Here is a 14641-nt window from a genome sequence, read left to right on the forward strand (position 1 = left end):
CGAAAGGATCTGCGGCACCGTGCGCACCGATCTCATCAGGCCACTTCCGGTCGCACTCGGCGAGCATGCGACCCGTTTCCCCGGCAAAGTGGCGTTCGAAGACGACCGCCGGGCGGTCACCTACGGCGAACTGGACGCGCGGACGCGCAGGCTGGCCGGGCACCTGGCGAGCCTCGGGGTAGGGCACGGCGACCGGGTCGCCCTCTGTCTCGGCAACAGTGTGTCCACTGTGGAGAGTTACCTGGCGATCGTGCGTGCCGAAGGCGTCGGGGTGCCACTCAACCCCGCTTCGTCGCTCGCCGAACTGGAGTACCTGCTGGCCGACAGCGGCGCGCTGGTGGTGATCACCGATTCCGCGCAGGCGGATCGGCTGGCGGCCGCGGCGCCCGGGGCCACACTGCTGGTGACGGGCGAGGCCCCGGCGGGAGCCCACTCGTACGACGAACTCGCGGTCAGCGAACCGGGCGAGCCCGCGAGGGACGGCCTCGGACTCGACGACGTGGCCTGGATGTTCTACACGTCGGGGACGACCGGCAGGCCCAAGGGTGTCCTGTCGACGCAGCGCAACTGCCTCTTCTCCGTCGCCTCGTGCTACGTGCCGATCCCGGGCCTGACGGAGCAGGACAGGGTGCTCTGGCCGCTCCCGTTGTTCCACAGCCTTTCGCACATCGCCTGCGTGCTTTCGGTCACCGTGGTCGGTGCCACCGCGCGGATCATGAACGGGAGTTCCGCGGAGGACGTCATCCGGACCCTCCGCGAGAACGATTCGACGTTCCTCGCCGGTGTTCCCGCCACCTACCACCACCTGGTGCAGGCCGCGCGGCAGCACGGGTTCTCGGCGCCCGCGCTGCGGATCGGCCTCGCCGGGGGCGCGGTCCTCGCGGCCGGGCTGCGCCGGGAGTTCGAGGAGACCTTCGGGGTCCCGCTGATCGATGCCTACGGCAGCACCGAGACCTGCGGGGCCATCACGATCAACCCGCCGGACGGCGCCAGGGTCGACGGGTCCTGCGGCCTGCCGGTGCCGGGGGTCGGCGTCCGCGTCGTCGATCCCGACACCGGGCTCGACGTCCCCGCCGGGCAGGAGGGGGAGGTCTGGGTCAGCGGGCCGAACGTCATGGTCGGCTACCACAACAGCCCGGAGACCACCGCCGCCGCGATGCGGGACGGCTGGTTCCGGACCGGTGACGTGGCGCGGCGTGACGAGGCCGGCTACTTCACCATCCGCGGCCGGATCAAGGAACTCATCATCCGGGGTGGGGAGAACATCCACCCCGGAGAGATCGAGGCGGTACTGCGCACCGTGGAGGGCGTCGCCGACGCGGCGGTCGCCGGTGCGCCGCACGACGTGCTCGGCGAGGTGCCGGTCGCGTACGTGATCCCCGGCCCGTCCGGCTTCGACCCCGAGGCGCTGATCGCTCGCTGCCGCGAACAGCTGTCCGCCTACAAGGTGCCGGAGCAGATCCACGAAGTCGCGCGGATCCCCCGGACCGCGTCGGGCAAGATCCAGCGGCGCATGCTCGCCGATGAGCCCGGCCGTCTGCGGTACGCCGCCGCGGACCACCCGACGTCGTATCGGCGGAGCGAGCCCGACGAGGCCGTCACGGCGGCCCTGCGTGCCCGGCTGTCCGGTTTGGACGAACGCGCGCAGCGGGAACTGCTGGAAGACCTGGTGCGTGCGCGGGCCGCGGACGTGCTGGGACAGCCGGTGCCGGCCGACCGCGCCTTCCGCGACCTGGGCTTCACCTCGATGGCCATCGTCGAACTGCGCAACCGGCTGACGGAGGCCACCGGGCTGTGGCTGCCCACCGCCGTCGTCTTCGATCACCCCACGCCGGTGGCGTTGGCCGCCCGGCTCCGGACCGAGGTCCTGGGAATCACGCGTCCCGTCACCGAACCGGTCCTGGCGGCCGACGCGGGTGAGCCGATCGCGATCGTCGGGATGGCGTGCCGCTTGCCGGGCGGGGTGTCCTCGCCCGAAGACCTGTGGCGGCTGGTGGCCGCTCGCGTCGACGCCGTCTCCGAGTTCCCCGACGACCGGGGCTGGGACCTGGAGAGCCTGTTCGACCCGGATCCCGGACGCGCCGGCACCTCGTACGTCAGCACGGGCGGGTTCCTGCGTGAGGCGGGGCATTTCGACCCCGCGTTCTTCGGGATCTCGCCGCGCGAGGCCGTCGCGATGGACCCGCAGCAGCGGCTGCTGCTGGAGTCCTCGTGGGAGGCATTGGAAAACGCCGGTGTCGACCCGGTTTCGCTGAAGGGCACCGAGGTCGGGGTGTTCTCCGGGCTGATGGGCCAGGGCTACGGGTCCGGTGACGTGGTTTCGCCGGAGCTCGAGGGCTTCGTCACCACGGGGTCCGCGTCGAGTGTGGCGTCGGGCCGGGTGTCCTATGTGTTCGGTTTCGAGGGTCCCGCGGTGACGGTGGACACGGCGTGCTCGTCGTCGCTGGTGGCTATTCACCTTGCCGCGCAGGCACTTCGGCAGGGTGAGTGCTCGATGGCGCTGGCCGGTGGGGCCACGGTGATGGCGACGCCGGGTTCGTTCGTGGAGTTCTCCCGCCAGCGGGCGCTGGCCCCCGACGGGCGATGCAAGGCCTTCTCCTCGTCGGCGGACGGGACCGGCTGGGCTGAGGGCGTCGGCGTTCTCGTGCTCGAACGGCTGTCGGTGGCTCGGGAGCGCGGGCACCGGGTTTTGGCTGTGCTGCGCGGAAGCGCGGTGAACCAGGACGGCGCGTCGAACGGCCTGACCGCGCCGAGCGGGTTGTCGCAGCAGCGCGTGATTCGCCGCGCTTTGGCCAGTGCCGGACTTACGGCGTCCGATGTGGACATCGTCGAGGCGCATGGGACCGGGACGACGCTGGGTGATCCGATCGAGGCGCAAGCCTTGCTGGCGACTTATGGGCAGGACAGGGAAAGCCCGTTGTGGCTGGGTTCGCTGAAGTCGAACATCGGGCACGCGCAGGCGGCCGCGGGCGTCGCGGGTGTGATCAAGATGGTGCAGGCGTTGCGGCACGGCGTCATGCCGCCGACGTTGCATGTGGACGAGCCCACGCACGAGGTCGATTGGTCGGCGGGTGCGGTCGAGCTGGTGACGGACGCGCGGGAGTGGCCACGTGACGGCCGTCCGCGCCGGGCCGGGGTGTCCGCGTTCGGGGTGAGCGGAACGAACGCGCATGTGATCCTGGAGGAAGCGCCTGCCGAGGCGGCGGTGCCTTCCCCGGAAGTGACAGCGCCGGTGGTACCGCTGGTGGTGTCGGCGCGCAGCGCGGCCTCCCTTGCCGGGCAGGCCGGTCGGCTGGCGGCGTTCATCGAGACGGCCGGGGCGCCGCTCGCGAGCGTGGCCGGGGCCCTGGCGTCGCGTCGCCCGGTGCTGGACGAACGCGCAGTGGTGGTCGCGGGCTCCGGTGACGAGGCGCTGGCCGCGCTGAAAGCGTTGGCGCGCGGGGAAAGCACGTCCGGTGTGGTGACCGGCTCTGGCACGTCGGGCAAGGTCGTGTGGGTGTTCCCCGGCCAGGGGACACAGTGGGCCGGGATGGGCCGGGAGCTGCTCGACTCTTCCCCGGTGTTCGCCGCGCGGATCGGTGAGTGTGCGACGGCGCTGGCTCCGTGGGTCGATTGGTCCCTTGTGGACGTTCTGCGCGGCGAGGCCGACCTGCTGGATCGGGTCGATGTCCTGCAGCCCGCCTGTTTCGCGGTGATGGTCGGTCTCGCGGCGGTGTGGGAGTCCGTGGGCGTTCGGCCGGACGCGGTGGTCGGTCATTCGCAGGGTGAGATCGCGGCTGCCTGTGTCGCGGGTGCACTGTCCCTTGAGGACGCCGCGAAGGTGGTCGCCTTGCGGAGCCAGGCGATCGCGGCGGAGCTGTCCGGTCGTGGCGGCATGGCGTCGGTTGCGCTGAGAGAAGCGGACGCCGTGGCGCGGCTGGAGCCGTGGGCGGGCCGGGTGGAAGTGGCCGCGGTGAACGGGCCGTCCTCGGTGGTGATCGCGGGCGACGCCGGAGCACTCGACGAAGCAGTGGAAGCGTTGTCCGGTCAGGACATTCGTGTGCGGCGGGTGGCGGTGGACTACGCCTCGCACACCCGGCACGTGGAGGACATCCGCGACACCCTGGACAAGACCCTGAGCGGCATCAGTGCGCAAGCACCGGCCGTGCCGTTCTACTCGACCGTCACGAGCGAGTGGGTGCGGGACGCCGGCGTCCTCGACGGCGGCTACTGGTACCGCAACCTGCGCAATCAGGTGTGGTTCGGCCCGGCGGTGGCGGACCTGCTCGCGCGGGGGCACACGACGTTCGTCGAGATCAGCGCGCATCCGGTGCTGGTCCAGCCGATCAGCGAGCACACCGACGCCGTCGTGGCCGGGTCGTTGCGGCGTGACGACGGCGGCCCGCGGCGCCTGCTGACCTCGATGGCCGAGCTGTTCGTCCGGGGCGTGGCCGTGGACTGGGCGCGGATCGTGCCCGCGTCCGGCTGGGTGGACCTGCCGACGTACGCCTTCGACCACCGGCACTACTGGCTCGAACGTGCCGAGCGGACGGACGCCGCGTCACTCGGACAGGCGACGGCCGATCACCCGCTGCTGGGCGCGGTCGTCAGCATGCCGGGCTCGGCCGGCCTCATGGCCACGTCGCGGTGGTCGCTTCGCACGCATCCGTGGCTCGCGGACCACGGGGTTTCCGATGCCGTCTTGGTACCGAACGCCGCGCTCGTCGAGGTCGCCATCCGGCTCGGCGACCTGGCCGCCACGCCCGTCCTCGACGAACTGACCATCGACGCGCCCGTCGTGCTGCTGCGGCGAGGTGGCCGCAGCATTCAGGTCATCCTCGGTGAGCCCGACGAGACGCGACGGCGGTCGGTCGAGATCTACTCCCGCGCGGCGGATGCCCCCTTGGACGCGCCGTGGACGCGGCACGCCCAAGGCATGCTTTCGCCCGTCCCTGCCGAGGTGACTTCTCCGGACGCCGGACCCGCTGCCGAAATCGCCCTGGACAGCGCCGCTCTGCGTGACGCCGACCGATACGGAATCCACCCCGCTCTGCTCGACGCCGCCGTCCGCACGGTCGTCCCCGACGGCCTGGTTCCGTCCGTGTGGACCGGGGTGTCCCTGCTGGCATCCGGCGCCACAGCGGTGAATGTGACGTCGACAGCGGGGAACGGCCTGCGGCTGACCGACGCCTCGGGACAACCCGTCCTGATCGTCGAAGCGGTCCAAGGCACGCCGTTTTCTCCCGAACAGGCGGGAATCACCGGTGCCTTGCCGCACGACTCCCTATTCCGCGTCGAGTGGACGGAATTCCCGCTGTCCACAGTGGATCTGGCCATCGACATCGTGCCCGTCGAGACCGCCGAGGACGTCGTCGCCGCAGCCGGTTCGGCTCCGGATGTCCTGCTGTACGAAGCTATCGACGCCGACCCGCGCGCGTCGGTGAACGCGGCGCTGGCCGTGCTTCAGGCCTGGCTGGCGGAACCCGCACTGGCGGAAACCCGGCTGGCCGTGCTCGCCGGGGACGGCGACGAACTGGGCGCGGCCGCGGTGCGGGGCCTGGTGCGCTCGGCGCAGTCGGAGCACCCGGGCCGGATCGTGCTGGCGGACCTCGACGACAGCTCCGTGCTGCCTGCCGTGGTGGCGAGCGGTGAACAGCAGCTGCGGGTGCGTGACGGCGTTGCGGAGGTTCCCCAGCTGGCCCGGGTTTCCGCGCCGCGGGCCGCGCGCCCGCTCGACCCCGAAGGCACCGTGCTGATCACCGGCGGCACCGGGACACTCGGTGCGCTGACCGCGCGGCATCTCGTCACCGCCCACGGCGTCCGGCATCTGGTCCTGGTCAGCCGTCGTGGCGAAGCCCCCGAACTCCGCGACGAGCTGAGTGCGCTGGGCGCGTCCGTCACCATCGCGGCCTGCGACGCGGCGGACCGGGAGCAACTCGCGGCCGTCCTGCGGGCGATCCCGGCCGAGCACCCGCTCACCGCCGTGGTGCACACCGCCGGTGTCCTCGACGACGGGGTGCTCACCGAGCTGACCCCGGATCGCGTCGACACCGTGCTGCGGCCGAAGGTGGACGCGGCCCTGCACCTGCACGAACTCACCCGGGACCTCGATCTCGCCGCGTTCGTGTTGTTCTCCTCGGCGGCGGGTGTGCTGGGCAACCCGGGTCAGGCCAACTACGCCGCGGCCAACGCCTGCCTGGACGCCGTGGCGCGACAGCGGAACGGCCTCGGCCTGCCGGCGGTGTCCATCGCCTGGGGTTACTGGGCGACGGTCAGCGGCATGACCGAGCACCTGGGCGCCGCGGATCTGCGGCGCAACCGGCGGATCGGGCTGGCGGGTCTCACCGCCGCCGAAGGAATGGCGTTGCTGGACGCCGCCATCGGCACCGAGGACGCGCTGGTCGCGGCGAAGTTCGAGATGTCCGCCCTGCGCGCGGCGGACGAGGTACCGTCGCTGCTGCGTGGTCTGGTCCCGGCGCGGCGACGGGTGGCCACCGCCGCGTCCGGGACGGCGTCACTCGCCGAACGCCTTGCCGCTCTGGACGAGGTCGAGCAGACCGAGGCCCTGCTCGACCTGGTGCGGCGGCACGCCGCCGAGGTGCTCGGCCACACCGGCGCCGACTCCGTCCACACCGGACGGACGTTCAAGGAAGCCGGATTCGACTCGCTGACCGCGGTGGAACTGCGGAACCGGCTGGCCGCCGCGACCGGGCTCACCCTCTCCCCGGCGATGATCTTCGACTACCCGAAGCCCGTGGCACTCGCCGAGCACTTGCGCACCAAGCTTTTCGGCGGCAAGGCACCTCGTACGGACGAGCCCGCCGGTGCCGTGACCGACGAGCCGATCGCGATCGTGGCGATGGCCTGCCGCTTCCCGGGCGGTGTGCACAGCCCGGAGGATCTCTGGCGGGTCGTGGCCGACGGTGTCGACGCGGTCACCGAGTTCCCCGGCGACCGCGGCTGGGACACCGACCGGCTCTACCACGAAGATCCCGACCACGAGGGCACCACCTACGTGCGGCACGGCGCCTTCCTCGACGACGTCGCCGGATTCGACGCCGCCTTCTTCGGCATCTCGCCGAACGAGGCGCTCGCCATGGACCCGCAGCAGCGGTTGCTGCTGGAGACGTCCTGGGAGCTGTTCGAACGCGCCGCGATCGACCCGACCGCCCTGGCCGGGCAGGAAATCGGCGTCTTCGCCGGTGTCAACAGCCACGACTACAGCCTGCGGCTGCACCAGGCGTCCGGCGTCGAGGGATTCCGCCTCACCGGCAGTTCCGGCAGTGTCCTTTCCGGACGGATCGCTTACCACTACGGCTTCGAGGGCCCCGCCATCACGGTCGACACGGCCTGCTCCTCCTCGCTGGTCGCCCTGCACATGGCGGCGCAGGCGCTGAACCGGGGCGAATGCTCCATGGCGCTGGCGGGCGGCGTGATGGTGATGGGCAGCGTGGAGACCTTCGTCGAGTTCTCCCGGCAGCGCGGACTGGCGCCCGACGGCCGGTGCAAGGCGTTCGCGGACGGCGCGGACGGCACCGGCTGGTCCGAGGGCGTCGGCCTGCTCCTCGTGGAGCGGCTGTCGGACGCCCGCCGCCACGGCCACCAGGTCCTGGCGGTGGTCCGGGGCAGCGCGGTGAATCAGGATGGCGCGTCGAACGGGCTGACCGCGCCGAACGGTCCTTCGCAGCAGCGGGTGATCCGCAAAGCCTTGGCGGGAGCCGGACTTTCACCGTCCGAAGTGGATGCTGTGGAGGCGCACGGTACGGGCACGACACTCGGTGACCCGATCGAGGCGGAGGCGTTGCTGGCCACCTATGGGCAGGACAGGGAAAGCCCGCTGTGGCTCGGGTCGGTGAAGTCGAACATCGGGCACACGCAGGCGGCGGCGGGGGTCGCGGGCGTGATCAAGATGGTCATGGCCATGCGGCACGACGTCCTGCCCAGGACCCTGCACGTGGACAGTCCGTCGTCCCATGTGGACTGGACGTCGGGTGCGGTGGAACTGCTGACCGAGGCCAGAGACTGGCCGCGCAATGGCCGTCCGCGCCGGGCCGGGGTGTCCTCGTTCGGCATCGGCGGCACCAACGCGCACGTCGTCCTCGAAGAGGTTCCCGATCAGCCGCCGGTTTCCACGCCGGAGCCGGAGCCGTCCGGCGCGCCGGTGCCGGTGCTCGTGTCGGCGCGGACGGCGGCCGGACTGCGCGGCCAAGCCGGGCGGCTCGCCGGGTTCCTCGGCGACCGGACCGACCTGCGCCTCACCGACGTCGCGTATGCACTCGCCACCACGCGTGCCCAGCTCGACCACCGTGCCGTCGTCGTGGCCTCGGACCGGGCCCGGCTCTCCGCGGACCTCGGCGGTTTCGGACGTGGCGAAGCGAGTCCGGCTGTCGTGTCCGGCACGCCGGTCGCGGGCAAACTGGCCATCCTCTTCACCGGTCAGGGCAGCCAGTGGGCCGGCATGGGGCGCGACCTCGCCGAGACGTTCCCGGTCTTCCGCGACGCCTTCGCGGCCGCGTGCGGTGCCGTGGAGGAGCACCTGCACTCGGCTCGCCCGTTGAGCGAGGTGGTGTTCGCCGCTCCGGGGTCGGCGGACAGCGAACTCCTCGATCAGACCATGTACACCCAGAGTGCCTTGTTCGCCGTGGAAACCGCGCTGTTCCGGCTTTTCGAGTCCTGGGGCGTCCGCCCGGACCTCCTGGCCGGGCACTCGATCGGCGAGCTCACCGCCGCGCACGTCTCCGGCGTGCTGAGCCTGGCCGACGCGGGCAAGCTGGTCGCCGCGCGTGGCCGGTTGATGCAGGCCCTGCCCGCGGGCGGCGCGATGGTCGCCGTCCAGGCGACCGAGGACGAGGTCGCGCCCTTGCTCGAACAGGTGCGAGGCGCGGTCTGTGTCGCGGCGGTGAACGGCCCCGATTCGGTGGTGCTCTCCGGCGCCGAAGAGGCCGTGCTCGCCATCGCGGCCGAGTTGGCGGGTCGCGGTCGCAAGACGCGACGGCTGCCGGTCAGCCACGCTTTCCACTCGCCGCTCATGGAACCCATGCTCGAAGAGTTCCGTGCGGTCGCGGAAAGCCTTTCGTACCACCAGGGTTCGCTGCCCGTCGTGTCGACGCTGACCGGTGGACCCGGGCAGCTCGACACGCCCGGATACTGGGTCGATCAGGTGCGGAACGCGGTGCGGTTCAGCGACGCCGTGACCTCGCTGCGTGGCCAGGGCGCCACGACGTTCCTCGAACTCGGCCCGGGCGGGGCGCTCGCCGCCATGGCGCTCGGCACGCTCGGCGGACCGGAACAGAGCTGTGTGGCCACCCTGCGCAAGAACGGCGTGGAGTCCATCGACGTCGTGACCGCGCTCGCGGAGCTGCACGTGCGCGGGGTGGGTGTGGACTGGACGGCCGTGCTCGACAGGCCGGGCGCGGCGGCCGGGACCGAGCTGCCCACCTATGCCTTCCAGCACAAGCGGTTCTGGCTCGAGTTCGGCGAAACCCCGGTGAGCCGCGCGGTCGTGGAGATGCCGAACGTGGACACCGGCGACACGATCGCGGGCCGGATCGGCGGGCTGCCGGAGGCCGAGCAGCTCCGCGTGGTGATGGACCTCGTCCAGGAGAGCACCGCGATCGTGCTCGGCCACCGCGACACGGACGAGTTCGGCGAGGACCAGTCCTTCAAGAGCCTGGGCTTCGACTCCCTCGGCGCGGTCAAGCTCCGCAATCGCCTGCGCGACTTCACCGGGATCGACCTGCCCAGCACGCTGGTCTTCGACTATCCGACCCCCACCGTCCTCGCGGCTCACCTGCGGGCCGAACTGCTCGGTGAACGGCAGGAAGTCACCCGGACGGCGACGACCGCCTCCGACGAACCGATCGCGATCGTCGGCATGAGCACCCGGCTGCCGGGCGGCGTGGACAGCCCCGAAGAGCTGTGGAAACTGGTGGTGGAGCAACGGGACGCGGTGTCCGGCTTCCCCGTCGACCGCGGCTGGGACCTCGAAGCGCTGTATCACCCGGACCCCGCCCACGCGGGCACTAGCTACACACGCTCGGGCGGATTCCTGCACGACGCGGCGCAGTTCGACGCCGGGCTCTTCGGGATTTCGCCGCGTGAGGCGCTCGCCATGGACCCGCAGCAGCGGCTGCTGCTGGAGACCTCCTGGGAGGCGCTGGAACGGGCGGGGGTCGACCCGCTGTCGGCCCGGGGTGACGACATCGGCGTCTTCACCGGAATCGTCCACCACGACTACGTGACCCGGTTGCACCATGTGCCCGAGGACGTTCAGGGCTACACCATGACCGGCACGGCGTCGAGTGTGGCGTCGGGGCGAGTGTCCTATGTGTTCGGTTTCGAGGGCCCTGCGGTCACGGTGGACACGGCGTGCTCGTCGTCGCTGGTGGCGATTCACCTTGCCGCGCAAGCCCTCCGGAACGGCGAGTGCTCGATGGCGCTGGCCGGTGGCGCGACGGTGATGGCCAGCCCGGACGCCTTCCTGGAGTTCTCGCGCCAGCGGGGCCTGTCCGCCGACGGGCGGTGCAAGGCGTACTCCGACGGCGCGGACGGCACGGGCTGGGCCGAGGGCGTCGGAGTCGTCGTCCTCGAACGGTTGTCGGTGGCACGCGAGCGCGGGCACCGGGTGCTGGCGGTGCTTCGGGGCAGCGCGGTGAACCAGGACGGCGCGTCGAACGGCCTGACCGCGCCGAACGGGCCGTCACAGCAGCGGGTGATCCGCGGCGCGCTGGCGAGCGCCGGTCTGGAACCGTCCGATGTGGACGTTGTGGAAGGACATGGCACCGGGACGGCGCTGGGCGATCCCATCGAGGCGCACGCGTTGCTGGCCACCTATGGGCAGGACAGGGAAAACCCGTTGTGGCTGGGTTCCCTGAAGTCGAACATCGGGCACACGCAGGCGGCCGCGGGTGTCGCGGGTGTGATCAAGATGGTCATGGCCCTGCGGCACGGCGTCCTGCCCGCCACGTTGCACGCGGACGAACCCACGCGTCAGGTGGACTGGTCCGCGGGCGCGGTCGAGGTACTGACCGAGGCGCGGGAATGGCCGCGCACCGGCCGTCCGCGCCGGGCGGGCGTGTCCTCCTTCGGGGCCAGCGGCACGAACGCGCATCTGATCATCGAGGAGGCGCCTGCCGAAGACGTCGAGCCTGCCGTGGACGAGACGGCGCCCGTGGTGCCCCTGGTGGTGTCCGCGCGCAGCACCGGTTCGCTCGCCGGGCAGGCCGGACGGCTGGCGGCGTTCATCGAGGGCGACGTGTCGCTGTCGGGTGTGGCGGGCGCGCTGGTCTCGGGCCGCGCGACGCTGGGCGAGCGCGCGGTCGTGATAGCGGGCTCGGGTGATGAGGCGCTGGCGGGTCTGAAAGCCTTGGCACGCGGGGAGAACGCCCCCGGTGTGATGGCCGGGGGCGCGGGCAAACCGGGCAAGGTCGTGTGGGTGTTCCCCGGCCAGGGCTCGCAGTGGGCCGGCATGGGCCGGGAACTCCTGGACTCCTCGCCGGTGTTCGCCGAGCGGATCAAGGAGTGCGCCGCGGCGGTGGAGCAGTGGACCGATTGGTCCCTTGTGGACGTTCTGCGGGGCGATGTCGATCTGCTGGACCGGGTCGACGTGGTGCAGCCCGCGAGTTTCGCGATGATGGTCGGTCTCGCCGCGGTGTGGGAATCCCTGGGTGTCGTGCCCGACGCGGTGGTGGGTCATTCGCAGGGTGAAATCGCGGCGGCGTGTGTGTCGGGGGCACTGTCCCTTGAGGACGCCGCGAAGGTGGTTGCCTTGCGCAGCCAGGCGATCGCCGTCGATTTGGCCGGACGCGGCGGCATGGCTTCGGTCGCGTTGAGCGAGGAAGACGCGGTCGCGCGGTTGGTCCCGTGGGCGGACCGGGTCGAGGTGGCCGCGGTCAACAGCCCGTCCTCGGTGGTGATCGCGGGCGACGCCGAGGCCCTCGACGAGGCTTTGGAAGCGTTGTCCGGTCAGGGAGTCCGGGTGCGGCGGGTGGCCGTGGACTACGCCTCGCACACCCGGCACGTGGAGGACATCAGCGACACCCTGGACAAGACACTGGCGGAGATCGGCGCGCAGGCACCGGCGATCCCATTCTACTCCAGCGTCATCGGCGCCTGGATCTCCGGCGCCGGTGTCGTGGACGGCGGCTACTGGTACCGCAACCTGCGCAACCAGGTGCGGTTCGGCCCTGCGGTGGCGGAGCTGTGCACGCTGGGACACACGGTGTTCGTGGAGATCAGCGCGCATCCGGTGCTGGTCCAGCCGATCAACGAGATCACCGACGATACCGAGAACGCTGCGAACACCGAAGCCGTGGTGGCCGGGTCCTTGCGGCGTGACGACGGTGGTCTCCGGCGCCTGCTGACCTCGGCGGCGGAGCTGTTCGTCCGGGGCGTGGCCGTGGACTGGACGCGGATCGTGCCCGCGTCCGGCTGGGTGGACCTGCCGACCTATGCCTTCGACCGGCAGCACTTCTGGCTCCACGAAGCGGAATCCGACGCCGCGGGCGAAGCCGGAGGTGCGGACGCCGACTTCTGGTCCGCGGTCGAGAAGTCCGATGTGGACAATCTCGCCGAGCTGCTCGAACTGGCGCCGGAGCAGCGCGGCGCCCTGGACACCGTCGTACCCGTACTGGCGGGCTGGCGGGAAAAGCGCCGCGAGTCCTCGACCGCGGAGAAACTGCGGTATCACGTTACCTGGCAGCCGCTCGAACGCGAGGTCACCGGTGTGCCGAGCGGCCGGTGGCTGGTCGTCGTTCCGGCCGGACGTCCGCAGGACAGCGCCGTCGACGCTCTCCTGACGGAGCTGGCCGCTCAGGGATTCGGGATGACCCGGCTGGAGGTCGGCGAGTCCGACGGCACCCGGGAGCGGCTCACCGAACGGCTGCGCGGTGTCCTGGCCGGGCACGACCTGACGGGCGTGCTGTCCCTGCTCGCCCTGGACCGGGGCACGGCGGATCCGGCCGCGCTCACGGCGTCGACGCTCGCGCTGGTCCAGGCGCTGGGCGACAGCAACGCGAGCCAGCCACTGTGGTGTCTCACCGCGGGTGCGGTGAACATCGGTATCCAGGACACCGTCACCGCGCCGGCGCAGGCGTCGGTGTGGGGACTCGGCCGAGCCGTCGCGCTGGAGCGCCTCGACCGCTGGGGTGGTCTGGTCGATCTGCCCGCGGTGACCGATCCGCGCACGGCGCAGTACCTGCTGGGCGTGCTGAACGGCGCCGCAGGGGAGGACCAGCTCGCGATCCGGCGGTCCGGGGTGTACAGCAGGAGGCTGATCCGCAAGCCGCTGCCGGAGTCCGGCGCGGGCCGATGGGAGCCTCGCGGCACGGTCCTGGTGACCGGCGGTGCCGAAGGGCTCGGCAGGCACGCCTCGGTCTGGCTCGCGCTGTCGGGCGCCGAACGGCTCATCGTCACCACCACCGCGCACGCGCCCGGCGAGAGCGTGTCCGAGCTGCGTGCGGAACTCGCCGACCTGGGGCTGGGCATCACGGTGGAGTCCTGCGCCGACGCCGACCGGGACGCGATCGCGCGGCTGGTCTCCGCGCCGGAACCACCGGTCACGGCCGTGGTGCACGCCGCCGACATCACGCAGACCAGCTCCGTAGACGACACCGGGGCAGCCGACCTCGCCGGGGTGTTCACGTCCAAAGTGGACACCGCGGTCTGGCTGGACGAGCTGTTCGAGGACACCCCGCTCGACGCGTTCGTCGTGTTCTCCTCGATCGCGGGCGTGTGGGGCGGCGGTGGCCAGGGCCCGTCCGGTGCGGCGAACTCCGTCCTCGACGCGCTGGTCGAATGGCGCCGTGCCCGCGGCCTGAAGGCGACGTCGATCGCCTGGGGCGCGCTCGATCAGATCGGCATCGGCATGGACGAGGCCGCGCTCGCCCAGCTGCGCCGTCGCGGTGTCCTGCCGATGGCTCCTCAGCTGGCGGTGACTGCGATGGTGCAGGCGGCCGGCGGTGCCGAGAAGTTCGTGGCGGTGGCCGATATGGACTGGAGTGCCTTTATCCCCGCGTTCACTTCGGTCCGGCCCAGCCCGCTGTTCGCCGAGCTGCCCGAGGCGAAGGCGATCCTCCAGGCGTCGCAGGACGACAGCGAGAACGGGGACACCGCCGCGTCGCTCGCGGATTCCCTGCGGGCGGTACCGGACGCCGAGCAGAACCGCGTCCTGCTGAAACTGGTTCGTGGCCACGCTTCGACGGTGCTGGGCCACAGCGGGGCGGAAGGCATCGGCCCGCGTCAGGCGTTCCAGGAGGTCGGTTTCGACTCGCTGGCCGCGGTGAACCTCCGCAACAGCCTGCACGCGGCCACCGGGCTGCGGCTCCCGGCGACGCTGATCTTCGACTACCCCACGCCGGAAGCGCTGGTCGGTTACCTGCGCGTCGAACTCCTCCGGGAGGCCGGCGACGGCCTGGACGGGCGGGAGGACGACCTCCGGCGGGTCCTCGCGTCCGTGCCGTTCGCCCGGTTCAAGGAGGCGGGCGTGCTGGACGCCCTGCTCGGCCTCGCCGACGCGGAAACCGGTGCGGACACGCCGGAATCCGAGCCGGCGGCGGCCACCGACGACGTGGAACTCATCGACGCACTGGACATCTCGGGTCTCGTGCAACGGGCTTTGGGCAAGACGAGCTGACCGCCGATGGCGAACGAATCGTGGAGGATG

At 71.6% G+C, this 14641-nt stretch carries 1 protein-coding gene; it reads left to right on the plus strand.

The genetic code is table 11. From position 1 onward, the window contains the following. Positions 1 to 19: 19 nt before the first annotated feature. On the plus strand, positions 20 to 14611 hold the full coding sequence (locus ACFWX1_RS19595) for a type I polyketide synthase (RefSeq protein ID WP_378389167.1): 14592 nt from the start codon (positions 20 to 22) through the stop codon (positions 14609 to 14611). The last annotated feature ends 30 nt before the right edge of the window (positions 14612 to 14641 follow it).

This window comes from Amycolatopsis sp. NPDC059021, from assembly GCF_042739895.1.
Taxonomy (GTDB): domain Bacteria; phylum Actinomycetota; class Actinomycetes; order Mycobacteriales; family Pseudonocardiaceae; genus Amycolatopsis.